Here is a 25,418-nt window from a genome sequence, read left to right as displayed (position 1 = left end):
ATGCGTTTCCACGACAACGTTATCTTTGACGAGTGACAAGCGAACGGGGGGTTCCGCCGTACACGGCGCGAGGCAAGGTCGAGGGTGAGAACTGGCAGGCTGTCGCCGACGCCCTCAACGCCAGGATGAACCAGAAGCGGATGGGACAGCAAGCACTCGCCACCGCATCCGGCGTGTCCGTCGCGACGCTTCGCCAACTCCAGCGCGGAGCCCACGGCCGCCGGGTCCAGGACGCCACGCTGGCCGCCATCGCCCGCGCCCTGGACTGGCCGGACGACCACCTGGTCCGCGTGCTCGTTCCCGGCAAGCAGCCGGAGCAGCCGGCAGCAGCGACATCAGGCCGCCGCGCGGGCCGAGGAGGGGCAGGAACCGGCACCGACCGGCAGATTCTCGCCGTCCTGCTCCGGATCGAACAGCGTCTCGCCGACCTCTCGGAGCGCATCGCGCCCGCCGGAGCAGCCGGAGCGACCCAGCCCGGCCGCGCCCGAGGCAACGACGACGGGCCGACCCCGGCGGAGTAGTTCCCGCCCGAGCCGGCCCGTCGAGGTCCGGAACGTCGCCGAGTCAATCAGCCCGGCGCTGTGGTGCTGGCCACCGGTACTCCGATCGCGTCGAGCACGGTCCGGCGGACCGCTTCGAAGGCTTCGGCCTGCCCCGCCCGGAAGGCCGCCCGCTCCCCACGGGTCATCCACCGCGAGTCGGGCCGGGTCAGGCCCAGGGCGAGCGCCGTCCGCACGGCCGCACCTCCGCATCCCCGCCGGGACGGGCCCGGATCCTCGCCCCCGACTCCCGCCGCCGCACTGTCGCCATCCGGCAGCCGGTAGACGAGCACCACGTCGACATCGCCGAACGATTCGGAGTACTTCAACCCGCCCGGCATCCGGGACACGGCCCGCATGAGATCCGCCGAGTCCGAGCCCGGCTGGACGACGAGCGCCCACTCGTCCGGCCCCCACGGCATCATCACGACCGCCGACAGCATCTCCCCCGCACCACCGGCGCCGTCACCGGCCGCGGGCACCGGCGGAAGGAACGGACCCGACCGGGCCGCCGCACTCACGGCCACCGCCGACGGTCCGCGAAGCGCGCCGCCAGATCATCGGACCTATACCTCGTCCAGTCGACGGCCGCCGGCCGCACGTCGTGGACGAAGAAGCGGAGCGAGGTGACCTGGTAGTCGTGCCAGCCCTGTTCGATCGCGAACAGATCCGCCGCTGTCGCCCCGGGGAAGGTGATGACCGTGTCCCGTACCCGGCGGTCCCCGCCCGGCTCGAAGCGGACGATGCCGAACAGCGGCGGACCCGGGTCACCTCCACTCCCCCTGTCGAACATCACGATCCGTCCTCCACTGGTCGGTGGCGTGCGACAAAGCGCCGGAACCGGCCCGCAACAGGTGTCCGTCGCGCAGCGGAACCGACGCCCGCCCACCGTCCAACCGGACAGCCGGTCACGGAAGGCCGCCGGCCGTATACACCGAGACTTCCGATCTATACGGAGACCGGATATGCTCTGCGCGCCCGATCGAGGACAGACGGTCGGAGCACCTACCGTCCGGAGGCCGCCATGGTGTCCGTCCGTCGTCCGTTACCCCAGACCCCGCCGGGACTCTGGGAGCGACCCGAGATGGCCGACGCACTCGCCCGCCGCGACATCGGCACCGTCTTCAAGATCTACCGCCAGTGGACCGGCGCCACCCAGACGCAGATAGCCGCCGTGTGCGGCCTGCCGCAGTCCCACGTCAGCGACATCATGAACGGCCGCCGCCAGGTCACGAGCCTGGAGATCTTCGAGCGCATCGCCGACGGCATCGGCATCCCCCGCGGACGCATCGGGCTTGCCGAAAGACCGGGCGCCGTCCCCGAGCCCCGGACCGAGCCCGGGTCGCCGGCCGCGGACGTGCCGAGCGATGTCGTGCGCGTCTACCCCAGCCGCGCCGCCGTTCCCGCCGAGCTGTGGCGGACGCTGTTCGCCGGTGCGCGTCACCAGGTCGACGTCCTCGTCATCGCTGGCCTGTTCCTCCCCGACGGGCACGCCGACTTCACCGCCGTTCTCCGCCGCAAAGGCGCCGAAGGCGTGAACATCCGCTACGCCCTGGGGGACCCGGACTCCCCCGCCGTCGCCCTGCGAGGCGACGAGGAGGGCATCGGTGACGGACTCGCCGCCCGAACCCGGATCACCCTCACCTACCTGGCATCGTTGCGCGACGCGCCCGGAATCGAGCTGCGGCTACACGCCACCACGCTCTACAACTCCATCTACCGTTTCGACGGCGACATGCTGGTGAACACCCACGTCTACGGCGCCCCCGCCGCGCACTCCCCCGTCATGCACCTACGCGCCCAGCCCGGCGGACTCTTCGACCACTACGCCGCCAGCTTCGAACGCATCTGGGCCACCACCGAAGGAGCCTGACCCTCTTGGCACGGATCGACTACTTCAACGACCCGAACGCCCCCAAGGCGAACAGCGTCGTCCCGTCCGTCACCGCCGTGGTCACCGACGAGGCCGGGCGGATCCTCATGGTCCACAAGACCGACAACAACCTGTGGGCCCTGCCCGGCGGCGGCATGGACCTCGGCGAGTCCATCACCGACGCCGCCGTCCGCGAGACCAAGGAAGAGACCGGCATCGACATCGAGGTGACCGGACTCATCGGGGTCTACACCAACCCCCGGCATGTCCTGGCCTACGACGACGGCGAGGTCCGCCAGCAGTTCTCGCTCTGCTTCACCACCCGCAATCTTGGCGGAGAGCTACGCACCTCGAGCGAGACGAAGGAGGTCAAGTTCGTCGCGCCCGAGGACCTGGACGGGCTGAACATCCACCCATCGATGCGCCTCCGCATCGATCACTACCTGGAGAACCGGGCCACGCCCTACCTCGGCTGAACCGCCACGAGCCGTGCGGTCGTGCGTTCCACGGTGGCTTGCAGGTCCGCCCGAGCCCGGGTGACCGACCGGTGGACGATCGAGCCGTCGCCGTAGCGGGACAGGATCTCCGCGATCCGTTCGTCGAAGGTGAACCGCTGGCCCTGTGGCCCCGTCGTCATATCCGCGGCGCACAGCGCGTCCATCACCGGCGACACCTCCAGCTCCCACGCGGAGAGCTCCGCCGTCAGCCCCCGCTCCTCGGCTTCATACCGGGCACACGAGTGATGCGCGACCAGCGCGCACAGCCGCTTCGGCGCATCGTGGGATTCGAGGAACCGGGCGCCGTCCACGGGGTGGAACCGTAGGTGACCGATCGGCGGGGCGTACCCGATGTCATGCAGCCAGGCCGCCGCGACGAGCAGGTCACGCTCCTCCGGATCGACGGCCGCGGACACCTCCCAAGCAGCCGCCGCCACGGCCTGCACATGCCGCCACCGATCCCCCAACGGGGTCAGCAGCTCGCTCGCCAACCGCTCAGCAACCGCTACCTCCACCCGATCACGGTACGGCGAGCACCACCAGCCCGTCAGCGAGAGCCCGAGACTGCCGAATTACCCGAGTTAGGATCAAGTCGCGGTGCGGGCCGCGCCGCGCGACCGCCTGCGCGCGGCCTGGCGGCCGTGCTCGCCGGGCCCGTCGCACCCCGCACCGCGTAGACCATCCGAGGCGTTCGACGAAGGGCGCCGGTCGTCAGCGTGGGGTGAACCAGCCGGGGCACGGAACGCGGTTCTGCGGACGTTCGTCGCGCACGCCGGTGGGCAGCCGCAAAAAACGAGCAGAGGGCACGCCAGCCGACAGCCCCATCACCAGTGCCAGGGCGCTTCGCTCCTCCGACAGCCCGACCCGCCCGGCCTGCCAGCGACGAGCCTGTCTGCGGTCACCATTCGAGATCGTTTTGGCTTCGACCAGGTTGCTTCCGATCGCACCACGCCGTTAGACGCCTACAGAGGGCGGCACCGCCCTTGGCCTGACATGTCGTACCCAGATGGCAGACTGCTCCCGTGAGTTTCGATCTTGTGAGCTGGGAAGGCGAGCGACCAGCAGACAATCTGGCCGCAGGGTCCGCGTTCAACGAGATGTTCCAGCGCTACGACGACGACCCGGAGACGCCCGCCACGGACCTCATCGCCGCCTACTGTGAGGCTTTGACGCACCGGTGGCCGGATGACGACACCGCCCCGTGGTCGGTCACACCCCAGCCGTCCGGGCCATTCCTCTACCTCTGCGTCGTGTGGAGCATGGCCGAGGAGGTGTCCGCCTACACAGCCGAACTCGCGGCATCAATGCGTCTGGTCTGCTACGACCCCCAGGAGGAGATGCTGCTGCCGTAGTCGATGCTGCCGAGATGGCCGCGCTCTTTTGGGCGCACTTCCTCCATCCGTCAGGGAGCAGGCCGCAGTGGACGGCAGCCAGAGTGGCAGCCAAGCCCGCGAACACCAGCGGACGGTCACGGACTCGGCGGACGAGACCGAGCCTGTGACCGGCACCGGCGGACGGTCACGGACTCGGCGGACGAGACCGAGCCTGTGACCGGCACCGGCGGACGACCACGGACACCGGCAGACGAACCACCGAAGATCTCTTATCCGCGGGTTACTCACTTCGCCATCCAGAGCCGACGGACGAGCCGGATGTTAGCGCAGACTGCCGGCTTTCTGCGAGTTCAATTCAAATGTCGTCAAAGAATCTTCGGTTAACTATGGCCTTTTCGTGCTGGACGATCTCCACCTTGACTCCAAGGTTGTATTCACGAAGGAGGTCACAGAGTCTATCCCCGTCGATCAGATCAACCGGAGGAGCGCCGTCGCGGGTTGCCTCCTTTTGAGCGGCAGAGGTGAACGATCCCGTCGTGATCAGAAGCCCTTTATCTCCCCTGCCCGCCATCGCCCCCCGGAAATCTCGGACAGCGCTCGGAGAAACACTTCCCTTGTACCGCTTACATTGGAAGAATACCGGGAAGCTGACGAGCGAGAGACGGTAGATTCCCAGCCCATCGATGCCACCATCGCCGGTGCCGCCGGTGACATTGACGCTGATAAACCCGGCCTCCCGGAGGAGCCGGCGAGCAAGGCGCTCGAATGCGTCGGGCGGCATCGCCATCACCGCTTCGAGCAATTCCTCTTTCCAGGCGATTTCCTGGTCTTTTTCTCCGTCGTCCGACGTCGCCTGTTCGTAGGTGGCCTTGGGTTCTGAATCGGCCGGCTTGCGCGCCTTCTCGGCACGTTCAGCGGCCCAAGCACGCTTGGCTTCAGCATGGATCTTGGGAATATCTGCCCTGTCAACGGAGCGCCCTGGTTCCGACAACGTCCAAACGCCACGACTGCTATTGTCGGTCAAGCCCATCATCTTCAGATAGGTACGAGCCCAGGCCAACCGATACTCGATCTCCGTCCGCGGCCCGTCTCCATGTAGCTGATCTTGCTGCTCTGGGCTAAACTTCTCCAGCTCGATGACTCGTTCATTAATCTCCGAGATCGCGCCGGACCCTCCAAGATCGCGCAGTGCGTTGATCGTCGGCCAGAGCAGCTGATCGTATGTCGGCACACCGACGTCAGGGCTCGTCACCCGGCGCACCCCTCCCCGATACTCGCATAACACGATCTTAGAACGTCGCGCGACTTCCCCTGTACGCGCGGGGTGGCGACCGTCTCGGCATGGCCCGCGTCCGTTCCCAGGCCGGGAGTTGGGGACTGACGTTGCGGGCACAAGCGAACGTGAACGCCACTGCACTCGTGGAGACAGCGGAGCGCAGCCCACTCCTGAGAAGTGGCGGCGGTATGGGCATCTACACAGCCGGGCCAGCGAACAACGACGGACGTCAGCGGATGGAGGCCGAGGTGGCCAGGTCGTCAAGCAGCCTGTATAGGCTTTCGCGAACGCGCACGGACGGATGGTACCGATCTTGTAATCGGACGGTCGGGAGTCCCGCCAGGTGTAGCTACCGCTGTAGCAACGACCGCGGACGTTGACACCATCTCCCGGGCGCGGCTCGCAAGCCACCCGACTCACAGCGACACCCTCTCGCTCCGTCACCAGTCCTGTGGACCGGAAACGCGTCCCAGCGCCTCGCTGCTACCACCACCCCGTCTCCCACCGAACCGGCCGCCCGCTAGCGGGTCGGTGTCCGGCGGTCAAGGGGGCGGATACGACCGTAGCTCCATGCCGCCGTCCGGGACAAGCCCGCCCACGCCCCCGCAATTCGTCCCGGAACAGGCCTTCAAAGCCAGGGACGAGACGTTCGGCGACGCTGTTCTCGCAGGTCGCGGGCCCGCAACCCCCTCCGGCGGGCATAACCGACCTATCCGGCCTTTGCGACTTATCAGGATGAAGACGTAGTTTCGCTCACGGAAATGAACATCACCGCGCACCGCATCGGCCGGGACCGCTGCGCTGTCCCTGCCAGGCGCGACCGCCATGACAGCAGCGACGCTCTGACGCAGAGATCAACGAAGCTGTTCCGCGGGCAAGTCAGCCTTTGCTCTCCTCGGGTCGGTTGGCGGCCCAGGAGGCACGGCTGATCGCGTGGACGTTGTTCGCCTTCCACGGGCCGACGTCGGCGATCTCACGGAAGGTCATCCCGAGCTTGCGGGCAATCATGTTCATGCCCGCGTTCTCCTGATGCGTTGCGGTGATCAGCTCGTCGACGTCGAGGTGGGCGAACCCGAAGTCGAGCGCCGCCGTGATCGCTTCGGTGCCCAGGCCTTGGCCCCAGCGGTCGCGGCGGATCGACACCGCGACCTCCACGCCTGGCCAGCCCTGGGCGAAGTAGGTGCCGGCGCGGCCGAGGAACTCCCCGCTGGCCCGGTCCTCGACCGCCCACATGCCGTGCCCGCGGATCGCCCACATGCCGATCAGATGGGTGACCAGCCGCTCGGTGCCGGCCCGGTCGAACGTGCCGTCCAGGTAGCGCATCGTCTCCGGGTCCGCGTTCATCGCCGCGTACGGGTCGAGGTCGACGACCTTCCAGCCGCGCAGCACCAGCCGTTCGGTGAGCACGGTGGGGATGGTGACGACGGTCGGGGTTCCGTAGTGGAGGGTCATGGTCACGCCTGGCCCGTGGTCAGTTCGAGGCGGGGGCGTGCCTGCCAGCGGTCCCAGAAGTCACGGACGGGTTCGACGGTGGGGTGGCCGGTGAACGCTATGGCGATCTCTGCGACCCGGTCGGAGACCGAGGCGGTGGGCCGGGTGTCGAGCATGTCGACGACCTTCCCGGCCATGGTCGCGGCTTCGTCGATCTCGGGCTGTTCGCGGGCGGTGAGGCTGGCCGCGAGCGCGAGCAGCGCGTGGCCGTAGTCCTCGAACCCGCCCGCCTGGCCTCCTTCGTAGGCGGCGAGCGCGGCTCGGGCTATCGGCTCGGCCTCGACGCCACCGCCGATCCGGGTCAGGACCCCGGCGTACATCATCTCGGCGGCGGCCGGGCCGAACGGGCTGATCCCGGGCTGCAGCGGCAGGTCCGTGACCGACGTGCGCATCCGGTTCAACGCCGCCCGGGTGCCCTCGACGTCGCCGAGCGCGCCAAGGGCCCGCGCCTCGTAGCTGGCGATCCGGGCCCGGGTGTACGGGTTGTCCGCCACGACCGCGGTCTTCCGAGCCGAGACGGCGGCTTCCTGGTAGCGGCGGCCGTAGAACGCCAGCGTCGTCACCATCTCCCCGACCGACGCGGTCAGCACCACGTCGTCGGTCTGGCTCGCGTGGTCTTCGGCGAGGCGGATGAACCGGCGCGAAGCCAGGGTGTCTCCGAGGTTGAACGACAGCCGCGACAGCATGTAGGAGGCGTAGCCGGCGGCGACGGTGAGCCTGGTCTGCGGGCGGGCCCGGCCACTGCCGTTCATCAGGTGGTGGTGCGCCGACTTCCACGTCTTCCACACCTTCGGCGCGAGCCGCTGGTGCGGTTCGACGGTGAACGCGACGGTGTGCGCGTTGATCGCGTCGTCGATCTCGTCGAGGGTCAGCACATCGGGGGCGGACGAGGTCCACTCCCGGTACATCTGGGCGGCGACGAGGCTCGCGGCGGCGAGTTCGAACGCCTGCCGACGGTTGGCGTCCACGGGTTCCTCCTGCCTGCTCGGGTCGAGCCCCAGGTCCCGGGCCCGCTTCTCCCTGACAGCTTCGTCCCGCAATCGCCGGATGGCTCCCGCTGCGGCCAACGCCGTGTCCAGCGCGTCCGCGAGGTCCGCGGACGGGATCTCCTGGCCGTTGACGGCCCGAGAGATCTGCTGGCGTTTGAAGCCGGTGCGGGCTTCGAGCCGGCTGTTGTTGGTCCGATGCTGATCACGCAGTGTCCGCAGCAGATCGGCCAGGTTGGCGAGTGCGTCGTTTCGCTGACCAGCTTGCACCTTCGGCCTCCCCGTCGACGCCTTCGCAGGTGGGTGCAACGAGCTGTTGCATGCACGCAACGAGCCGTTGCGTTCTGTTGCTCCGTTTGGGCGCAGTGTGTCATGGGTGCTGCGCGCGGTGAACACGCCGATCCGGTCCCGTCCGTTCCACCAGCTCAGGGCGGATGAACCCCGGGTCGTGTCGTGTCGCCGCTTCTGCTCCCGCCGGGCCTGGGCCGAGTCGTGCGGCCCGGGTTCGGCGGGCTCCACCCGTCCACACCGATCGCATCGTTTCGAGGAACCCGTGTCTGTTGCGCCCACCGGCATGCCTGTCCCGGCCGTCCCACGATGGCGGCGCCCGTCCACGCTCGACCCGACGGTGCCCGATGCCGTCGAAGTCGCCCTCGACGGGCACCGTGTGTTGATCAGGTCGAGTCTGGGCCCGTCGGTGCGGACCACCCCCGGCGCGTTCGGGGACTTCGTCCGTGCGGTCAAGCGGGGCGAGTACGACGACCTGCTCGGCGAGGTGGCGTGATGCCTGCTTCCACGCAGGCGTCGATCGCGCTGCTGCACACGGCCATGGTCGACCTTGTCCTGGCGAAGGAGCCCGTCTCCGCCCCGGTCGTAGCCGCGTTGAGGGCCGTGCCCCGGGACCTGTTCCTGCCCGACGCCGGCACCGAGGAGGCCTACAAGGACGACGCCGTCGTCACGAAATGGGATGTCTACGGGGCACCGCTCAGCGCGGTGTCGCGGCCCTCCACCGTCGCGGCGACGCTCGAGCAGCTCCGGGTCGAACCCGGCCAGCGGATCCTGGAGATCGGTTCCGGTGGCTACACCGCGGCGCTGCTGGCTGAGCTGACTGGGCCAACCGGCCACGTCACCACCATCGACATCGACCAGTCCGTAGTCCACCGCACCCACGCCTGCCTGGACAAAGCCGGCTACACCGACGTCACGGCACTGATCAACGACGGGTACTTCGGGTTCCCGCTCCGCGCCCCCTACGACCGGCTCCGCAGATGACCTGCCGAGCCTGGACCTGTGGCTGGCCACCGTGCAGCCCACCTACGGCCGGCTCCACGGCACCGACGCATCCGCAGGAGCCGAACTGCCTGCGGATGCGTCGGCCGGGGTGTCTGCCTGCTGGTCGGACGACAGCCTCGCCTTCCTGGCCTTCACCCCGACGGGCGGGACCGGCGTGGAGATCGGGGTTGTCGCGTACGGCCCCGACCGGTACCGGCTCGCGGACCTGCTCACCCACGACGTCCGCGTGTGGGACGCCGAGCGGCGCGGTGGCCCGGACCCCACCATCCGCGTCTACCCCACCGATGCCGGCCGCGCCTCGGCGCCGGCCGGACGGCTCCTCACGAAACCATCAGCCCAGCTCCTGATCACCTGGGGCTGAGACCCCACCATCCGACGATCGCGAGAGGAGAACGGTGTTGAGCGACGCGCACGGGCATCATCGACCGCCCGGAGCCGACGGGGAAGCACGCGCCTGAGGATCTGCGGGCCCGCCTCGTGGATGACCTCGTCGCGGCGGGTTCGATCAAAACGAAGGAGGTCGAGGCCGCGTTCCGCGCGGTGCCGCGGCACCTGTTCGCTCCCGAGGTGTCGCTCCAGGACGCCTACGCCGACGACATCGTGCGGACCAAGCAGGACCAGCACGGCATCACCGTCAGCTCGGTCTCCGCTCCCTGGCTGCAGGCCACGATGCTCGAACAGGCCGGGATCAGCCCCGGCATGCGGGTCCTCGAAGTCGGCTCCGGGGGCTACAACGCCGCCCTGATCGCGGAACTCGTCGGCCCGACCGGTGCGGTGACGACCATGGACATCGACGCCGACGTCACCGAACGAGCCCACCACTGCCTCGCAGCGGCAGGCTACGACCAGGTCCACGTCGTGCTGGCCGACGCCGAGCACGGCGTCCCCGAGCACGCGCCCTACGACCGGATCATCGTCACCGCGGGCGCCTGGGACATCCCACCCGCCTGGACCGATCAGCTCGCCCCAGACGGCCGGATCGTCGTTCCCCTGCGGATGCGGGGGCTGAGCCGGACGGTCGCGCTCACCCCCCGCGACGGCGTTCTGGTCAGTCTCGACCATCAGATGGCCGGCTTCGTGCCCGTGCGCGGCGACGGCGCCCATCCCGAACGCCTCGTCCAGCTTCACGATGCCGACGTGGGCCTGCGGTTCGACGAGCAGGCTCCCGAACTCGACGCCGCCGCACTGCGGGCCGCGCTACTCGCCCCGCGGGTCGAGGCGTGGTCGGGAGTGCGGTTCGGCGGGATGGAACCGTTCGACGGGCTGCTGCTGTGGCTTGCCAGCAGCCTCGACGACTACGGCTTGCTCTCCCGCGCCCGTTCCCCGACCGCTCGAGAGCTCGTCGACCCCGTCTCCCCGATCGGCACGCCCACCGCCGTGGAAGCGGACAGCTTCGCCTACCTCACCCTGCGAAAGGTCGAGGACGGCGACGACACCTACGAGTTCGGCGCCTACGCCCACGGGCCCGACGCCGCCCGCCTCGCCGGCCTGGTCGTCACGCAGGTCCAGGCCTGGAACCGAACCCACCGCGACGCGTCGCCGGCCACGATCAGCGTCTGGCCGGCCACAACTCCGGCAGAGGCACTTCCGCCCGGCCGGGTGATCGCCAAGCGCCACCGCATCGTCGTCCTGAGCTGGTCCTGACCAACACAGCGACGCGTTCACCACCCCTTCCGAAGGAAAGGCATCGCCATGACTCCTGCCCACACAACCGCCCCGGCCCCGCTCCCCCTCGCCGGCGACTACGACCTAGACGTCGAGATCGTCGACGGCGGACCCGTCATCCCCGAGCTGCTGCGCTCCACCAGCGACAACTGCGGCAAGACCTGCTCGTCGGCCTGCACCAGCTGCAAGCAGAACTGAACCTCCGCCGCTGAGAGGTGCGTGATGTACCGCAGCCTTGACGTTCCGCTGCTACGGATGGCCGTGGTCCCCACCGATGTCGACCTGCCCCCATGGCCAGACCTCGACGACACCACCGACGGCGCCGTAGCCGGCTGGACGGATTGGCTGCGGGACATCTGGGCACGGCCCGTGTTCGCCGACGCGATGAGGCTCGCCAGCCCGTCGCTGGCCGCGCGGGTCGCGTCGGTCTTCGACGGGCAGTGCCACGATCGGCGGACCGCCCGGCGGGCTGTCACTGCGACAGCCCGCTACGTACTGCGGATGACCGGGCGCGCCACTCCATTCGGCCTGTTCGCCGGTGTCGGGCCCGCGGATTTCGGCCCGCGGGCCCGCGTCCGGCTCGGCGACGACCATCGGGTTCACGCCCGGCCGGGCGGCGCCTGGCTCGCCGCGCTCGCCGACGACCTGGAAGCGTTCGACACGCTGCTGCGACGGCTGCCGGTCACCGCCGACGGAATACCAGTCGCCCGAGGCGACCGACTGTTCATCGGCCCTGTCGCCCGGTCCGGCGACGACGCCGGGCCGGAGTCGGTGGTCGAGGTGTCGGTGCGCCGCACCCGGGCTGTGGAGGCGGCGTTGCTCCACGCGGTCAGCTCGCTGCCCGTCCCCGAGCTGGTCGCTCGCCTCGCCGCCGACAAACCCGCTCCCGCCGCCGGCCAGATCGAGACTATGGTGATCGAGTTGGTCCGCCGCCGGTTCCTGCACACGCCCCTACGCCCGGCGACAACCATCACCGATCCACTCAGTGAAGTCGCCGACCAGCTGGCCGCAGCCCGGATTGACGACCTGCCCCCACTCGCCGGCCGTCTCAACGTGATCCGCGACCTACAAGACCTGCTCGCCCACCACGACAACACGCGCTCCGCCTCGCACCGTCGCACGCTGCGCACGCAGGCAGAGACGCTTCAACGGCGCGTTGTTCCCAGCGCTGACCCGGACCTCGACGTAGGCCTCGTGTTGAACGCGGACGTGGTCCTGCCGGCGGCTGTCGCCGAGGAGGCTGGGGCCGCCGCTCGGGCGCTCGCCCGGCTCACAGGGCCGACCGCCGTTCCCCCGGAGTGGGCGGACTGGCACGAAGCCTTCCTGGAACGCTACGGTCCCGCCGCCCTCGTCCCACTGCTGGAAGCCGTCAACCCTGACACCGGCCTCGGTCTGCCCGCCACCTTCCGCGGCTCCACACGCTCCCACCGCCCCCGCGGGAACGCGGCCCGCGATCAGCGCCTGGCCGCCCTCACGCAGCGGGCGGCCCTGGACGGCGCGCTCGAGGCACGCCTCGGCGACGCCGCCATCGCGGCTCTGGCCGGCGACACCGCACCGGACCGGGTTCCACCGCACGCCGAACTCATCGCCGAGGTCCACGCCAACGACCTGCCGGCCTTGTCCCGCGGCCTGTTCACCCTGCGTGTGACCGGAGGCGGACGCGCCGCCGCAACCACCACTGGCCGCTTCCTGCACCTGCTCGACCCCGCGTCCTTCGACCGGTTCCGCGACATCTACGCCGCCCTACCCACCATGCGGGCCGGCGCGACAGCCGCGCAGGTGTCCTGTCCGCCGCTTCCCGCAGCCACCGTCGGCGTGGCCCGATCACCGCGGCTCACCGACACGGTGATCACGCTTGCCGAGCATCACGACGCCGGTCCGTGCGTGCTGCGTCCAGCCGATCTGGCTGTCGGTGCCGACGCTGAGGGGCTGTATCTGGTGTCGCTGCCCGACCGGCGTCTCGTCGAGCCGTCCGCCGCGCACGCAGTGGAGTTCCAGTACCACACCCACCCGCTGACACGGTTCCTGTGCGAGCTACCCACCGCCCGCGTCGCCGTCTCCATCCCCTTCTCCTGGGGCGCTGCCGGTGGGCTGCCGTTCCTTCCCCGACTCGTCCATCGGCGCACCGTGCTCGCCCCGGCCCACTGGAATCTCACAGCTGCCGACCTGCCCAGCCGCGCCGAGTCGGCGCAGGAATGGCGCGAGGCGCTGGCCCGCTGGGGCGGCACGATCCCAGTGCCCACGCGGGTCCAGCTCGTCGAGACCGACAACCGATTGCGCCTCGATCTGCACGTCGACGCCCATCTCGCCCTGCTACGCGATCACCTGCACCGGCACGGCTCCGCCCGGCTCGACGAGGACGCCGCTCCAGAAGCCTTCGGCTGGCTCGCCGGCCACGCCCACGAACTGGTCATCCCGCTGGCCACCACCGCCGCACCCCTGCCGGGGCCGGCACCGGAGCGCCTCGCGGCAACCGTGCCCGCTGCTCGGTCGGATGCCCAGCTACCCGGTGTGTCGCCGTGGCTGTCGGCCCGGCTCTACGGCCACCCCGACCGGGCCACCGATCTCCTCGCCCGCCTCCACGACCTCTTGGACGCGTGGCCCGACCCGCCCGCGTGGTGGTTCCTGCCGTACCGGGACACCGAGCCCCACCTGCGGCTACGCCTCGCCGTCAACGAACCTGGCGGCTACGGGCTGGCGGCCACGCGGCTGGGAACCTGGGCTGCGGTACAGCGCGAGGCCGGACTGCTGTCGCACCTTCACCTCGACACCTACCAACCGGAGACCGGCCGCTACGGCTATGGCCCGGCGATGACCGCCGCCGAAGGCGTCTTCTCCGCCGACTCCGCCGCTGCCCTCGCCGCCCGCCGTCTCGCCGCCAGCGCCCGCCTGTCCGTCGGAGCGCTCACCGTCGCCGGCCTGGTCGATATGGCCATCGCCTTCACCGGCGCGTTGTCCACCGGCATGCGGTGGCTTCGTGACGTGCTGCCCCACGAGCCTGCCCGCGTCCCACGGGCGGAACGCACCACCACGTTGCACCTGGCCAACCCCGCAGATAGCTTCGCTCATCTGCGGGCCGTTCCCGGGGCGGACGCCGTGCTGTCCGCCTGGCAGCCGCGGGCCACAGCACTGGCCGCCTACCGCGACGCCCTCGCCGCGCAGCGCCCGCCTGACCAGGCCTTGGCCTCGCTGCTGCACCTGCACGTCGTCCGAACCCTCGGCCTGAACCCCGCCGCCGAACAGACCTGCATCGCCCTCGCCCGAGCCACAGCCGCACGCGCCCTCGCGACCACGGAAGCGACCGTCTCATGATCGCCTGCGATCAGGCCGCCGCCACCGCAGCAAGCCTTGCCACCCGCCTCACCGTCCCATCCCCCAGAGAACTCGGGCAGACTGCGCAGTCGCTCGCCGACGGAGCGGCCGGCATCGCCCTCCTGCACGCCGAGCGAGCGCACGCCAGCGCCGAGCGCTGGGAGCCCGTCCAGGCGTGGCTGACCGCAGCCATCTCCGGCCACCTCAGCGTGGCGATGAACAGCTCGCTCTACGCCGGCGCCCCGGCGGTCGCCTTCGCCGTTCACATCGCAGCCGGGCAGACCCGCCGCTACACCGCCGCCCGCACCGCGCTCGATCAGGCCGTCGCCACCATCGCCCACCGCCTCGTCGACGCCGCCAACGCCCGCATCGACCAGGGGGAACCGGGACGGTTCACCGAGTACGACGTCATCAGCGGGCTCACCGGCATTGGCGCCCACCTCCTCGCCCACACCCCCGGCGACGACGCCCTCGGCCGCATCCTCACCTACCTCGTCCGCCTCACCACACCTCTCAACCTCGACGGAGAGGAACTCCCCGGCTGGTGGTGCAGCCACGACCCGTCCCAGGGCAACACTGCCGAATTCGCCGGTGGACACGCCAACCTCGGCATGGCCCACGGCGCCGCCGGCCCACTGGCCCTGCTCTCGCTCGCCACACGCGCCGGGATACGCGTCCACGGCCAGACCAACGCCATCAACGCGCTGTGCGCCTTCTATGACCAATGGCGCCACGACTCCCCCAGCGGTCCGTCCTGGCCACAGTGGATCACCCGTGCCGATCAGCAGGCCGCGAGACCGGCCCAGCCCGGCCCCGCCCGTCCGAGCTGGTGCTATGGCACCCCCGGAATCGCCCGCGCCCTCCAACTCGCCGGCATCGCCACCGGTGACACCACCCGCCAGAACGCCGCCGAACAGGCACTCGCAGCCTGCCTCACCGACTCCACCCAACTCGCCCACCTCACCGAAGCCGGACTGTGCCACGGATGGGCAGGCCTCTACCAAACCGTCGCCCGCGCCGCCGCCGACGCCACCACCGAGACCCTCAGCCGCCACCTGCCGACACTCGCCGCTTCCCTCCTGCTCTGCGCCCTTTCGAGCAGCGGGCGGGCTGATGGGCTCCTCGAAGGAGACGCCGGCATCGCCCTCGTCCTCCACAGCGTCGCCACCGGCGCACCGGCCACCGGATGGGACAGATGCCTGCTGATCCACTGACCGTCCCCAGCCGAGACATCGGCACCGAACAGGCCGTACTCGCGGTGCTGGCCGGCATCCCGCTACCCACTGCGGCAGCCCATGCCGCCTTGCCTCCCGACCAGCTCGCCGCAGCTGTCGCCACCTACCAGGCGGCAGGTCGCGCCGCGCTCGCAGTCCAAGGTGCTGCCTGGTTCCAGGTGCGTGTCACGTTTCCCGAGCCAGCGGACGCAGAGACCGTCGCAGCCACCCACCTGGCACCTGTCCTACGCCACGCCCAAGCCGCCGGCGCTGTCGCCTCCTGGTGGTTCGTGCGCAAGTCGCCCGACTGGCGGCTACGGCTCTCTCCAGCCAGTGGCCAATCTGTGGCGGATCTTCGTGCCACCCTCCGCTCCGCCTTCGACGACCTGACCGCGGCCGGAACGATCCCCACCTGGGCGGAAGGGATCTACGAGCCGGAGGAGTACGCCCTCGGCGGCGAGGTCGGCACCGACGTCGCGCACCGGCTGTTCACCGCTGACAGCGGGCACGTCCTCGACCGCATCCACAGCGAGATCACCAGCAGGACCCCGCCGACTCTCGGCCGCCGCGAACTGTCGATGCTGTTGATCGGCACGCTGCTGCGCACCGCGGGCCTGGACTGGTACGAACGCGGCGACGTCTTCAACCGTGTCAGCCGCCTACGCCCTCCACCAGCAACATCACCCACCGCTGCTGAAATTCAACGGCTGGCCACCGCTCTACGCAGGCTGCTGACCACCGACACCGACCCGGCAGGCGACCTGTTCGGCGCGGACCGACCGCTGGCCAACCTGGGAATCTGGGCCAGCGCCTTTCACAATGCCGGTCGGGCCCTTGGCCAGGCCGCATACGCCGGGACCCTGCGCCGCGGGCTACGCGACGTCCTCGGCCACCATGTGATCTTCCACTGGAACCGCCTCGGCCTGAATGCCGAGACCCAGGGCGTACTCGCCGCCACAGCGCGCGAGACAATCCTCCGCGCTCCCGCACTCCCCGAAGCGCTAACGCCGCAGGCACGCTGATGTGGCCGCCGCCGAACGACGCAGACACCGTCACCCGCATGCGCGCAGCGCACGAGCGCGCCAGCGCCGCCCTCCGGGTCACGGTCGACCGGACCCAGGCTGAGGAAGCGTGGGGCTTCGCCGGACGAACCCTCGGCCGACCGGTAATGACCCCCGACAGCCCAGGCTGGCTACGGATCGCCGCCACCGAAGCCGGACAGCAGATCACCACGTTCTGGGACGGCGGACGCACCGCACAGCAGGCGCTGCCAGCATCCATCCCACGCCCAGCGCTACGCGCGATCCACGACCATCACCACGACGGCTGGGACTACCGCGCCGAGCTATACGACCGCGTCCACGTCCGACCTCTCGCCGTCACGACCGTGCCGCGGCGGCTCACCGACTCACCGAAAGGGCAATGGTTCCAGGCACTGCGCCGTTCCTTCCGCATCCTCGCCACGGTCTCCACCGACCGGCGCACCATCGAGCAGTCCTACCTCGACGACGTCATGCCAAGGATTCTCGGCGAACCGATCACCACCACCTCGCCCGCACCGTGGGTAACCGCGCACGGAGACCTGCACTGGGCCAACCTCTGCGGCCCCACCCTCTGCATGCTCGACTGGGAAGGCTGGGGCCTGGCACCCGCCGGCTATGACGCCGCCACCCTCTACTGCCACAGCCTGTTCATGCCAACGCTCGCCGCACAGGTTCAGGCGCGTTTCGCAGACGCACTCTCCACAGAGAGCGGCCGGTACGCCGAACTGGCCGTCATCGCCGAGCTACTCGACACCGTCCACTCCGGGACCGGCCTCGATATCGATCATGCGGGGTTATTGCGCATACGCGCCACACATCTTCTTCGCCGCGGCATACCCCGCCAGCAAGAAGGCGCAGCCACGAGGCCAGGACAGACATGACCCGCGCAGACGGCCACGCTCGGAAACAGCTCCGCTGGGCAGCGCTCCGGGCATGCGTTGGGGCAAAGGCACCTGCCCCTACGCCTGTGCGCGGTGGTAGACGGCGCTGGACCCCGGGACTGGCCAGAACAGGCCCACGAACGCTCTCATCGCCGCTGCGCCCGGACGTGCAGCTGCCCCACACCCGGCGGAGACTGCAAGCCAATTCAACGGAGGGTCTCACAGGGCCGAAAATGACCTGACGGCGATCTGACTGTTGTTGTGTATGCAACATCTGTCAGATCACCGTCAGATCTCTACGGCCCTGGTCTATCTGCCCCGTGGCTGCGCTCCGGACAGCCTCCGCAACCCACGATGGCTCGTCGTCCCAAGCTTGCCCGGTCCGGCGAGCTCAACCTGTCCGCCGAGCCCGCGAAGTTCGAATGTTCCACTCGGAGGCCAGGAAGATCACCGAGTAGGGGCGTCACCCGGAGGGCCGGTCCGCCGTCGATGGTTCGCATGCTGCCTGATCAACGACCATCTGGGCAGGCTTCCTTGTCAGCACCCGTCGATGCCCTCCCGTCTTCAAGGACACTGACGGGCCCGCCGTGCTCAAGGGTCAGCGCGCCAGCACTGTCCAGATGCCGGCCGCTACGAAGACGGTTGACCCGCTGAACTGTCCGGATTCCAACGCGTGCTGGAGACGCGGCGGTCCGGGGCCGGAAGGGGCGGCGGCGTCCACCGGAGCCTCGCGGGATAACCAGTCTCGATCTGTCGTGACCGCGAGAAATCGTCGGGACGTGAGGATACGGTAGCTGAGCGCAAGGTTGTTCCTGGTTCGGAGGGGGTGCCGGTGGCCACGCGGCGGGGGCTATTCGCCGAGTTGCAGTACCAGGCAGCGCAGGCCGAGAAGCGGCAGCGGCAGCAGAGGGCTGCGGCCCACCGTGCACTCCTTGCCGCTGAAAAGGAAGCCGCGCAGAAGGCTCGGGCCGCTGAGCGCGCAGCCGCCGCGGCGGCCAAGGCGTCCACGAAAGAACAGGCCCGCTTGCTGAAGGAAGCGGGCCTGCTGTACGTCGCGGCGCGATTGAGCGAGGTCGGGTCGCTGAATGCCGATCTCGCGAGCACATTCGAAGAGATCGACGGCATTCTGGCCACGGCGCTCCTGGTCGACAGCTATGTTGATCTCGAGGCCTTGAAAGTCACGACCGTCGTGCATCCACCGTTCGAGCCCGGTGCTCTCGCAGTCCCGACACCGCCCGTTGCTGCTCCTGTGTACCCGGCGGAACCCGTCTACCAGGAGCCGCAAGTACCGGGAGTCCTATTCGGGGCGAAGAAAAAACATGCCCAGGCGATCGCTCAAGCTCAGACCACGCACGAGCAGGCGCTGCGGCGGTGGCGGGAACAGGTGTCAGCGATACGGACGGCGCATGTCTCCGCTCTGGAGCAGCGGCAGCGTGCCGAGGACGCTCGCCTGGCGAAGCTCGCCGCGGCGCGGGCGGTCCACGTCGAAGCGTGTCGTCGGAGAGACGCCGACGCCGACGAGCGGAACCGGGGACTCACCAGACTGATCAATGATCTCGCCTTCGACGTCGAGGCGGCGATCCGCGAGTACGTCGGGATCGTCCTGTCGAACTCCGCCTACCCGGATGCATTTCCAGTCACTCACGACTACGAGTTCGATCTCTCCAGCAGGGAGCTGCGTCTGGCAGCCGCTGTCCCTGAACCATCCGCAGTCCCCTCGGTCAAGGAGTACAAGTACGCCCCGAGGAAGGACGAGATCTCGTCGACCAAGCTGCCGGCGACGGTCCAGAAGGACCGCTACGCGAGCGCCGTCTTCCAGACCGCCGTACGCACGCTGCACGACGTCTTCGGCGCCGACCGCCAAGGAAAGATCCACTCGATTGCCCTGACGGTCGGGGTCGACCGGATCTCGCCTGCGACCGGGCTTCCGGAGACCATCCCGCTCGCGATCGTCGCTGCAGACCGCGCAACGTTCCGCAAGTTCCGGCTCGACCAGGACGAGATCGTCCCTCAGAAGACCCTCGAGTACCTCGGCGCGGCGCTGTCCCCTTCGCCGTTCACTCTCAAGCCCGCCGACGCCTCCCGCGGCATCAGGCAGCGTGGGCAGTGACCATGCGGTTCAACCCACCGCCAGGCTGGCCCACACCCCCCGAAGGCTGGACTCCCCCACCAGGTTGGGTTCCAGACCCATCTTGGCCCAGGCCGCCCCACGGATGGCAGCTCTGGCTTCCGGGGCCCACCGTCACGTCGCTCGGGACCGGCGACGACCTTCTCATCCGATCGGAACCCGGAGTCCAGGAGTTCTCGCTCGAAGGCGCATCCATGTCATCCGGATCCGAGACCAGCGAGATGCCGGTCGACAGCGCCGCGCTGATGGCTCGCATCACTGAGCCTTTCCCGGTAACGATTCGTCACGTGACGTGATCGCAATGGTGTGTTGGTGTGTTGGGTGTCAGGCGGTTCTGCGGTGCTCGGTGTGGAGGATGACGAGGGCGGCTTTCACGACAAGTCCGATCTTCCAGGGGTCGATCGTGATGTTGTGGAGGAGTCGGAAGGTGCCTTTGAGCAGGGCGTTCGCGCGTTCACCGACGGCGCGTAGCGCGTTGTGGATCCGGTTGTGCGCTTTCTGTTCGTCGGTGAGGGTGCCGCCCTTGGGCTTCTTGTACGCGGTCGCGAGCGGCCCGGCCGGGTTGCCCAGCCCTTCGTAGCCGAGGTCGAACAGCACCTCGTGCAGGTCGGCGGTCCACTCGGCGAGAACCGGCAGCGCCCCGGAGGCTTTCAGGGCGGTCGAGTCGTGCTCGCGGCCGGGCCGCACGTCGGAGACCCACAGTGGCCAGCCGTCGTCCGGGGCGGAGAGCACCTGGATGTTGCCACCGTGGTTGGAGATCGTGCCGGACCACCACAGGTCCACGCCTTCGGTCGGGCCGGGCATGCGTAGCCGGTCGGTCTCGATGACCGTGCCGTCAACGATGAGATGCTCGTAGCCGGCGACCCTGGCCCGCATCAGCGCTTCACGCAGGTCCGGGGCCTGCCAGGCGAGCACGGCGACTCCCTCGTGCAGGTAGCGGTAGCCCACCGACCGGGACACCCCATGATCGGAGAAGAGCCGCCTGGCCCTGGTGCCGTCACAGAACCAGCGCAGGACCATCACGGCCTGTTCCAACGCGGACAGCGTCCGGGTGCCCTTGCGGGTACCACGACGTTGACGCTCCGCCACGAGAAGACCCGCCAGACGGAAAACGGTGTGATCGCCGAACGGCAGCTCGGCGGTGTATGTGAAACTCATCGAGGCGTGGGGTTCCTTCGGAGTTGCTCTTTGGTCGGAACAACTTCCTACCGGAGCCCCGCGCCTTCATCGTCTCCACCCCCAGGGACGCTCACACCCAGCGACGCTCACGGAGCGTCACCAAACGTTGCAGGGAAAGGCTCACTATGCTCTTCTGTTCGCTGTCCCAAGGGTCGACCGGGGCGAGCGGATAAACGTCGGTGTACTGCTCTACAGTCCTGCCGCGGAATTTTTGGCCGCGGCGATCAACGTTGATACCGAACGACTCAGAGCGCTGGACTCCAATGCCGACGTGGAGCTGATCCAGGCAGCGCTGAATTTTATCCAGATGGTGTGTGCCGGTGATCCCGCCGCCGGCCCGGCCGCCACGAGATCGGCGCGGGCACGCTTCGGCTGGCTCACCGCGCCGCGCAGCACAGTCGTTCAGCCCGGCGCCGTGCATGGCGGTATCACTGCCAAACCGGAGGTAGAGCTGGACCGGCTGATGGACCGCGTGGTCCGGTGAACGGGCTCTGACCGCGGATCGACCGCACCTGCCACGGACAGCCGGCGGTGCTCTGGTTCGGAGGCCGATGGAACTGGTCTGTGCCCGGGGGCTCTCGGGCGGGCCGCGGATTCGCCGGGTCGGCGAATCCGCGGCCCGCCTGGCCAACACGCCCGATCGTCCGCTCTCAGGGCCCGCCGCGCCGGGCGGGTAGCAGGAAGAGCAGACAGAGCACGACGGCGAGCGCACCCACGATCCACCACAGGGTCTTGACGAATCCGGAGACGAATTCCTCCGCGCGCACCTTGGCCAAGGCGTTCGTCAGACTCCCACGATCGGTGACGCTCACCCGCCCGCCGCAGTCAGCGGGGACAAGACTGAGGTCAGGCTGGTGGATATCGCACCGACGCAGCTCGGCCATCAGCCGAGTCACCTCGCCGGAAGAGTGCCCCTGGCTGACCAGGGCCTGCTGGACCTGCGACGTCACCCGGTCGGTCCGGGCCGGCTCGCCGGTGGCGAGGGCGGAGAAGAACCAGGGCCCCGGCAAAGTTGTCGGTTAGCAAGCAAGGCTCTTGATCGTCTCTAGTGGTCGTTCGGGGCGCCGCGCGTGGTGTCGGATTGCCTGGGCGATGTTCGTGGCGCCGGTCAGGCGAAGGATCGCGATCGCCAGGTTGCGCAGGCTGGCCATGACCTGGGGAGCGTGGCCGGTCCGGACCTGGCTGAGGTCCTCCCCGAAGGTGACGTCGCGGACCCAGTGCAGCCGGTTCTCCACGAGCCAGTGCTCGCGGGCGTAGGTGGCCAGCAGCGTGGGGCTGGCCTGGTGGGTCGGCAGGCTGGTGACAAGGTAGACGATCTCGGTCGTGGCCGGCCCGTCGGCGAGCGGCTGGCGGCGGCGGGTGACCTGCACTGCCTGCACGGCGTGCGGGAAGAGTAGTCCCGCGCGGACCTCGGTGGTCTTCACGGTGCGCCGCTCGCGGCGGCCGTGGCCGCGTTCGACGGTGCGCGCGGCGGTCTTCACCCGGCGCCAGGGCAGGGCGGCGAGCTGGGCGTATAGCGCCGGCTGGTTGGCCTTCACCGTCAGGATGTAGTGCGCATGCCGGCTGACCAGCCAGGATGCGGTCTGTCGCTGGGTGTGTAGAGCATCCGCGGTCACGATCACATCGGTCAGGTCCAGGTCGGCGAGCAGGACGGGCAGCGCCGGGATCTCGTTCGACTTCGCGTCGACGGCGACCTGGCCGAGCACGACACCGCTGGTGTGGTCGAGCGCGGCGAGCAGGTGGCGGCCCGGACTGTCAGGCGTGCGGGAGCCGCGCAGCGTCTTGCCGTCGACCGCGAGCCGCCGCCGCGTCCCGGCCGGCGGGGTGGTCGCCGCGGCGGCCCATGCTCCCAGCGCCGTATCCAGGGCGTCGGCGTCGAGTGCGGCGAGTACCCGGCGAAACGTCGACTCCTCGGGCACTCGAGAGACGCCGAGCAGGCCCGCGACCGCCTGGCCGGCGTCGGCGGACCATTCACCGATCGCGGTGAACGACCGCGCCCCGGCGAGCACCGCGCAGGTCGCCAGCGTCAGCACAGCGGCCAGGCTGTGCCGCCTGCCGCGGGGCTTCCGGGGGTCCGGTAGCTGGTTGAAGACCGCCAGCAGACCCGCCGGCGACGGAGGCTGGTTGCCGGCGCCGACGGCAGCCAGCCGATCGAGAACAGGGGCAGGCGGTAATACTGGTGCGGCGGGCATGGCACCTCGAGACGATCATGACGGTGTAGGAACCTCCATGATCTCCAGGAGCCGTGCCCGCACCCATGACGCCCCCGGCCTCGCGTCAGAAGCGCGCTACGCAACCCCACTGGAAGCCCCACACAACGCCGAAAGTCTGCTTACCAGCAAACTTGCCGAGGCCCTGGGAGAAGAACAGCCCACCGATCAGCGCGACGCCCACTGCCGCGCCAAGCTGGCCGGTCGCGTTGATGATTCCGGAGGCCGCGCCGGCTTCGTGCGGCGGCACATCGATCAGGATCATCCCGGTCAGTGGCGCGACCAGCAGGCCCATGCCCGAACCGATCAGCAGCAGAGACGGGGCAGCATGCCATGCTGTCACGGTGGTGGCGAAGTGATGCGCCGTCCACACGTAGGAAAGAACACCCGACGTCATCACCGCCACTCCCACCATGAGGCAGCGACGGCCATACTTCGGAAAAATGTAGCGTACCGCGAGTCCGCCAGCCACGGGAACAGCGACGGAGAATGGAATCGTGGTCAGACCGGTATGCAGTGCCGACCAGCCTAGACCACCCTGCAGATAAACCGTCCAGGTGATGAAGAATCCAGCCGGCACGCAGCTGAACAACAGTTGCGTGCCGACACCGACAGAAAAGCTGCCAGTTTTGAAGAGGTTCAGCGCCAACAGTGGCGAATCGTCACGGCGCACCTTTTCCCGTTCATACCGTAGGAACAGCGCGAACACTGGGACAGCGATTACCATGGCGACAATGCTCCACATCGGCCAGCCCAGCTCGCGCCCCTGCACAAGCGGAAAAAGCACGAGCAGCAGCCCTACGGCGACGAGGATCATCCCTATCCCGTCGGGCCGGCGAGCATTCGGGGACCTGGATTCCCGCATCCACGCCGACACTGCCACCAACGCTACCGCGCCGACGGGGAGGTTGACCGCAAAAATGCTGCGCCATTCGAGGCCGAACGGGTTCCACTGGAGCAGAAGACCACCGACGAGCGGTCCCGCGACGATCGCCAGGCCCACGATGCCCGCGTATAGGCTGACGACCTTGCCGACTTCTTCCCGAGCAAAGCTGACGTGGATGATCGCCAGTACCTGCGGCACCATGACGGCCGCAGCGCCCCCCTGGACCACCCGGGCGCCGACGAGGAATTCCGGACTCTGCGCAATCGCGCACATTCCGGACGCCGCCATAAACCCGGCGACACCGGTCAAGAACATTCGCTTGCGACCGAAAATATCTCCCAGTCGACCTCCGGTTATCAGCATCACAGCGAAGGCGAGAGTATAGCCCGCGTTCATCCACTGGATGGACGTTGGCGACGCCCCGAGATGCTGCTGGATGTTCGGAATAGCCACCGTGACGATGTTGTTGTCAAGCAGGTCCATGAACGTGGCGACGAGCAGGACCGCGAGAGCCCACCAACGCCTCGGGTCGGGTGCGGGCTGGGCCACCTGCAGTACCGGCTCGGACGGCCAGGTGGTCCGCTCAGTATCGACCATGATCTACCTGTTCTGCGGAATTCCGCCTCAGCGCCGCTCCCGCGCTGGCCGGTTGATCTTCATACTGTCCATGTCCGTCACTCCGAATCGGAGGTCGCGATAGCCGCAGCCGATCTCGTCGAACCTTGCCATCAGCCGTTCTTCGGCGGCATCCTGCGCCCGCTGCTCCGCCTTGTCGTCGAACTCGACTCGAACGACCAGGCGGAATGTGAAGGCGACGATGGACTCGTTGTAGACGAGCGTTCCTTCTTCGGTGAACGACGCGTTGAGCACATCCTGCTGGTCGGCGTTCCGGCGAAGCTTCTCCCGCGCCGGGGGGTCAAGTTTGTCAAACCGTCCGCGTACCAGCACCCGGTAGACGTGCTCGGGCATCAGTCGTTCCCTTTCTCCGCAGCTATTTCGCGACCCAACGCGACCCACGACCGCAGTAACAAGTCCACCGCGTCGACTGCCGCGTCGTCCGGGCTGCTCTCGGGCGACAGGACCCGTTGGATCGCCAGGCCGTCGTCAAGCGCGTGCACTATCAACGCGAGCACCTCGACCGGAGCAGGTGGGGACGCGTCACGAGACGTGAAGTCGCGGGCGAGCGCCTCCGCGATGATCGTCCGCGTCCGCGCCTCCCGGTCGGTCAGCGTCGGCAGGACGCCCGGGTTGCGCAGGCCGTAGAGCCACAGCTCGGTGCGCAGCACAAGCCAGCTCGCGAGGTGACGGTCACGCTCACGATGCCAGGCCCGGAACTGCTCGACCATGCCCTCGAACGAGCCGGCGTCACGGCCCAGCGCCCGCAGCTCCTCCAGCTCACGCTCTGTGCGCTTCTCCAGCAGGGCGAGCACGAGCTCGTGCTTGCCGTCGAAGTTGCCGTAGAAGGCGCCTCGCGTGAAACCGGCACGCTCGACAATCTGTTCGACCGATGTGCCGGCAAGGCCACGCTCGGCGAACAGCTCCGCCGCCGAGCGCAGCAGCTTCTCGCGGGTCAGCTCCCGACTCTCCTCTCGGGACAACCGTCTGGTCGCG

The 25,418-nt window shown here is 68.9% G+C and carries 27 protein-coding genes; 15 read left to right on the top strand and 12 right to left on the bottom strand.

The window, feature by feature from the left end; translation table 11 throughout:
* Positions 1-32 precede the first annotated feature (32 nt).
* On the top strand, positions 33-521 hold the full coding sequence (locus tag FRANCCI3_RS05690) for a helix-turn-helix domain-containing protein (RefSeq protein ID WP_011435585.1): 489 nt from the start codon (positions 33-35) through the stop codon (positions 519-521).
* A gap of 47 nt (positions 522-568) precedes the next feature.
* Here the strand turns inward: FRANCCI3_RS05690 and FRANCCI3_RS25550 are convergent, their stop codons facing one another.
* Positions 569-1,066 carry a hypothetical protein gene (locus tag FRANCCI3_RS25550; protein WP_011435584.1) on the bottom strand — a complete coding sequence of 166 codons (498 nt, stop codon included), beginning with the start codon at positions 1,064-1,066 and terminating at the stop codon, positions 569-571.
* The gene (locus FRANCCI3_RS25545; protein ID WP_011435583.1) at positions 1,057-1,332 is read right to left on the bottom strand and encodes a hypothetical protein; all 276 of its coding nucleotides are present in this window, start codon (positions 1,330-1,332) and stop codon (positions 1,057-1,059) included. Before FRANCCI3_RS25545 ends, FRANCCI3_RS25550 begins: the two co-directional genes overlap by 10 nt.
* A 291-nt stretch (positions 1,333-1,623) precedes the next feature.
* Here FRANCCI3_RS25545 and FRANCCI3_RS05675 point away from each other — a divergent pair, with 291 nt between their 5' ends.
* Both FRANCCI3_RS05675 and FRANCCI3_RS05670 read left to right on the top strand, forming a co-directional pair.
* A complete protein-coding gene (locus tag FRANCCI3_RS05675) occupies positions 1,624-2,412 on the top strand; it encodes a helix-turn-helix domain-containing protein (RefSeq protein WP_232234883.1) in 789 nt (262 codons plus the stop codon).
* 5 nt (positions 2,413-2,417) lie between these two features.
* Entirely contained in the window at positions 2,418-2,888 is a 471-nt protein-coding gene (locus FRANCCI3_RS05670; protein ID WP_011435581.1) for an NUDIX hydrolase, read from the top strand.
* On the opposite strand, the gene FRANCCI3_RS05665 is transcribed toward FRANCCI3_RS05670, so the two are convergent.
* Positions 2,876-3,424, bottom strand: a complete 549-nt coding sequence (locus tag FRANCCI3_RS05665) for an HD domain-containing protein (RefSeq protein WP_011435580.1) — start codon at positions 3,422-3,424, stop codon at positions 2,876-2,878. The two genes, FRANCCI3_RS05670 and FRANCCI3_RS05665, sit on opposite strands and share 13 nt — an antisense overlap.
* A 507-nt stretch (positions 3,425-3,931) precedes the next feature.
* On the opposite strand from FRANCCI3_RS05665, the gene FRANCCI3_RS05660 reads away from it, so the two are divergent.
* Positions 3,932-4,261, top strand: coding sequence for a hypothetical protein (locus tag FRANCCI3_RS05660; RefSeq protein WP_035730000.1), 330 nt, complete (start codon positions 3,932-3,934; stop codon positions 4,259-4,261).
* A 337-nt stretch (positions 4,262-4,598) separates the two neighbouring features.
* Here FRANCCI3_RS05660 and FRANCCI3_RS05655 read toward each other — a convergent pair whose 3' ends face one another.
* The 3 genes from FRANCCI3_RS05655 to FRANCCI3_RS05645 form a co-directional block, all read right to left on the bottom strand.
* A complete protein-coding gene (locus FRANCCI3_RS05655) occupies positions 4,599-5,495 on the bottom strand; it encodes a restriction endonuclease (protein ID WP_023840445.1) in 897 nt (298 codons plus the stop codon).
* 903 nt (positions 5,496-6,398) lie between these two features.
* Complete coding sequence (locus FRANCCI3_RS05650; RefSeq protein WP_011435577.1) at positions 6,399-6,971, bottom strand: GNAT family N-acetyltransferase; 573 nt, start codon at positions 6,969-6,971, stop codon at positions 6,399-6,401.
* 2 nt (positions 6,972-6,973) lie between these two features.
* Entirely contained in the window at positions 6,974-8,515 is a 1,542-nt protein-coding gene (locus FRANCCI3_RS05645; RefSeq protein ID WP_236701471.1) for a hypothetical protein, read from the bottom strand.
* A 34-nt stretch (positions 8,516-8,549) separates the two neighbouring features.
* On the opposite strand from FRANCCI3_RS05645, the gene FRANCCI3_RS05640 reads away from it, so the two are divergent.
* The 10 genes from FRANCCI3_RS05640 to FRANCCI3_RS05605 all read left to right on the top strand — a co-directional run bounded on the left by FRANCCI3_RS05640 (position 8,550) and on the right by FRANCCI3_RS05605 (position 19,514).
* Complete coding sequence (locus FRANCCI3_RS05640; RefSeq protein WP_023840443.1) at positions 8,550-8,780, top strand: DUF397 domain-containing protein; 231 nt, start codon at positions 8,550-8,552, stop codon at positions 8,778-8,780.
* The gene (locus tag FRANCCI3_RS27835; protein ID WP_023840442.1) at positions 8,780-9,268 is read left to right on the top strand and encodes a hypothetical protein; all 489 of its coding nucleotides are present in this window, start codon (positions 8,780-8,782) and stop codon (positions 9,266-9,268) included. The genes FRANCCI3_RS05640 and FRANCCI3_RS27835 overlap by 1 nt, the downstream gene beginning before the upstream one ends.
* Before the next feature lie 31 nt (positions 9,269-9,299).
* A complete protein-coding gene (locus tag FRANCCI3_RS27830) occupies positions 9,300-9,650 on the top strand; it encodes a hypothetical protein (RefSeq protein ID WP_023840441.1) in 351 nt (116 codons plus the stop codon).
* 59 nt (positions 9,651-9,709) lie between these two features.
* A complete protein-coding gene (fxlM, locus tag FRANCCI3_RS05630) occupies positions 9,710-10,933 on the top strand; it encodes a methyltransferase, FxLD system (protein ID WP_373420615.1) in 1,224 nt (407 codons plus the stop codon).
* A gap of 48 nt (positions 10,934-10,981) precedes the next feature.
* Positions 10,982-11,152 carry an FxLD family lanthipeptide gene (locus FRANCCI3_RS24210; RefSeq protein ID WP_023840439.1) on the top strand — a complete coding sequence of 57 codons (171 nt, stop codon included), beginning with the start codon at positions 10,982-10,984 and terminating at the stop codon, positions 11,150-11,152.
* Positions 11,153-11,176: 24 nt separating this feature from the next.
* Positions 11,177-14,266, top strand: a complete 3,090-nt coding sequence (locus FRANCCI3_RS05625) for a lantibiotic dehydratase (RefSeq protein ID WP_011435574.1) — start codon at positions 11,177-11,179, stop codon at positions 14,264-14,266.
* Positions 14,263-15,480 (top strand): lanthionine synthetase C family protein, encoded by a 1,218-nt coding sequence (locus FRANCCI3_RS05620; protein ID WP_011435573.1) that lies wholly within the window; start codon positions 14,263-14,265, stop codon positions 15,478-15,480. The genes FRANCCI3_RS05625 and FRANCCI3_RS05620 overlap by 4 nt, the downstream gene beginning before the upstream one ends.
* Positions 15,462-16,502 carry a thiopeptide-type bacteriocin biosynthesis protein gene (locus FRANCCI3_RS05615; RefSeq protein WP_011435572.1) on the top strand — a complete coding sequence of 347 codons (1,041 nt, stop codon included), beginning with the start codon at positions 15,462-15,464 and terminating at the stop codon, positions 16,500-16,502. The genes FRANCCI3_RS05620 and FRANCCI3_RS05615 overlap by 19 nt, the downstream gene beginning before the upstream one ends.
* A 38-nt stretch (positions 16,503-16,540) precedes the next feature.
* Positions 16,541-17,404, top strand: a complete 864-nt coding sequence (locus FRANCCI3_RS05610) for a hypothetical protein (protein ID WP_236701472.1) — start codon at positions 16,541-16,543, stop codon at positions 17,402-17,404.
* An 832-nt stretch (positions 17,405-18,236) separates the two neighbouring features.
* A complete protein-coding gene (locus tag FRANCCI3_RS05605; RefSeq protein WP_011435570.1) occupies positions 18,237-19,514 on the top strand; it encodes a hypothetical protein in 1,278 nt (425 codons plus the stop codon).
* Between the two features lie 342 nt (positions 19,515-19,856).
* On the opposite strand, the gene FRANCCI3_RS05600 is transcribed toward FRANCCI3_RS05605, so the two are convergent.
* Positions 19,857-20,690, bottom strand: coding sequence for an IS5-like element ISFsp7 family transposase (locus FRANCCI3_RS05600; protein WP_011435569.1), 834 nt, complete (start codon positions 20,688-20,690; stop codon positions 19,857-19,859).
* 127 nt (positions 20,691-20,817) lie between these two features.
* Here FRANCCI3_RS05600 and FRANCCI3_RS05595 point away from each other — a divergent pair, with 127 nt between their 5' ends.
* Positions 20,818-21,195 carry a DUF3037 domain-containing protein gene (locus tag FRANCCI3_RS05595; RefSeq protein ID WP_011435568.1) on the top strand — a complete coding sequence of 126 codons (378 nt, stop codon included), beginning with the start codon at positions 20,818-20,820 and terminating at the stop codon, positions 21,193-21,195.
* 166 nt (positions 21,196-21,361) lie between these two features.
* Here FRANCCI3_RS05595 and FRANCCI3_RS05590 read toward each other — a convergent pair whose 3' ends face one another.
* The 5 genes from FRANCCI3_RS05590 to FRANCCI3_RS05570 all read right to left on the bottom strand — a co-directional run bounded on the left by FRANCCI3_RS05590 (position 21,362) and on the right by FRANCCI3_RS05570 (position 25,405).
* Positions 21,362-21,721: a hypothetical protein gene (locus FRANCCI3_RS05590; protein WP_011435567.1), complete on the bottom strand. Its 360-nt coding sequence runs from the start codon at positions 21,719-21,721 to the stop codon at positions 21,362-21,364.
* A 9-nt stretch (positions 21,722-21,730) separates the two neighbouring features.
* The gene (locus tag FRANCCI3_RS05585; RefSeq protein WP_011434857.1) at positions 21,731-22,903 is read right to left on the bottom strand and encodes an ISAs1 family transposase; all 1,173 of its coding nucleotides are present in this window, start codon (positions 22,901-22,903) and stop codon (positions 21,731-21,733) included.
* A gap of 85 nt (positions 22,904-22,988) precedes the next feature.
* Positions 22,989-24,404: an MFS transporter gene (locus FRANCCI3_RS05580; protein WP_011435566.1), complete on the bottom strand. Its 1,416-nt coding sequence runs from the start codon at positions 24,402-24,404 to the stop codon at positions 22,989-22,991.
* Between the two features lie 27 nt (positions 24,405-24,431).
* Positions 24,432-24,776 carry a DUF6204 family protein gene (locus tag FRANCCI3_RS05575; RefSeq protein WP_011435565.1) on the bottom strand — a complete coding sequence of 115 codons (345 nt, stop codon included), beginning with the start codon at positions 24,774-24,776 and terminating at the stop codon, positions 24,432-24,434.
* Complete coding sequence (locus tag FRANCCI3_RS05570) at positions 24,776-25,405, bottom strand: TetR/AcrR family transcriptional regulator (protein WP_011435564.1); 630 nt, start codon at positions 25,403-25,405, stop codon at positions 24,776-24,778. Before FRANCCI3_RS05570 ends, FRANCCI3_RS05575 begins: the two co-directional genes overlap by 1 nt.
* Positions 25,406-25,418 lie beyond the last annotated feature (13 nt).

The organism is Frankia casuarinae, from assembly GCF_000013345.1.
Classification (GTDB): Bacteria; Actinomycetota; Actinomycetes; order Frankiales; family Frankiaceae; genus Frankia; species Frankia casuarinae.
The sequence above is the reverse complement of the archived record's forward strand: the minus strand, read 5'-3'. Positions and strand labels throughout refer to the sequence as shown.

Excerpts from the sequence above, each read along its gene's own strand:
- FRANCCI3_RS25545 (WP_011435583.1), bottom strand. The coding sequence starts at position 1,332 with ATGTTCGACAGGGGGAGTGGAGGTGACCCGGGTCCGCCGCTGTTCGGC.
- FRANCCI3_RS05675 (WP_232234883.1), top strand. The coding sequence starts at position 1,624 with ATGGCCGACGCACTCGCCCGCCGCGACATCGGCACCGTCTTCAAGATC.
- FRANCCI3_RS05650 (WP_011435577.1), bottom strand. The coding sequence starts at position 6,971 with ATGACCCTCCACTACGGAACCCCGACCGTCGTCACCATCCCCACCGTG.
- FRANCCI3_RS27835 (WP_023840442.1), top strand. The coding sequence starts at position 8,780 with ATGCCTGCTTCCACGCAGGCGTCGATCGCGCTGCTGCACACGGCCATG.
- FRANCCI3_RS24210 (WP_023840439.1), top strand. The coding sequence starts at position 10,982 with ATGACTCCTGCCCACACAACCGCCCCGGCCCCGCTCCCCCTCGCCGGC.
- FRANCCI3_RS05625 (WP_011435574.1), top strand. The coding sequence starts at position 11,177 with ATGTACCGCAGCCTTGACGTTCCGCTGCTACGGATGGCCGTGGTCCCC.
- FRANCCI3_RS05620 (WP_011435573.1), top strand. The coding sequence starts at position 14,263 with ATGATCGCCTGCGATCAGGCCGCCGCCACCGCAGCAAGCCTTGCCACC.
- FRANCCI3_RS05615 (WP_011435572.1), top strand. The coding sequence starts at position 15,462 with ATGCCTGCTGATCCACTGACCGTCCCCAGCCGAGACATCGGCACCGAA.
- FRANCCI3_RS05610 (WP_236701472.1), top strand. The coding sequence starts at position 16,541 with ATGCGCGCAGCGCACGAGCGCGCCAGCGCCGCCCTCCGGGTCACGGTC.
- FRANCCI3_RS05600 (WP_011435569.1), bottom strand. The coding sequence starts at position 20,690 with ATGAGTTTCACATACACCGCCGAGCTGCCGTTCGGCGATCACACCGTT.
- FRANCCI3_RS05585 (WP_011434857.1), bottom strand. The coding sequence starts at position 22,903 with ATGCCCGCCGCACCAGTATTACCGCCTGCCCCTGTTCTCGATCGGCTG.
- FRANCCI3_RS05580 (WP_011435566.1), bottom strand. The coding sequence starts at position 24,404 with ATGGTCGATACTGAGCGGACCACCTGGCCGTCCGAGCCGGTACTGCAG.
- FRANCCI3_RS05575 (WP_011435565.1), bottom strand. The coding sequence starts at position 24,776 with ATGCCCGAGCACGTCTACCGGGTGCTGGTACGCGGACGGTTTGACAAA.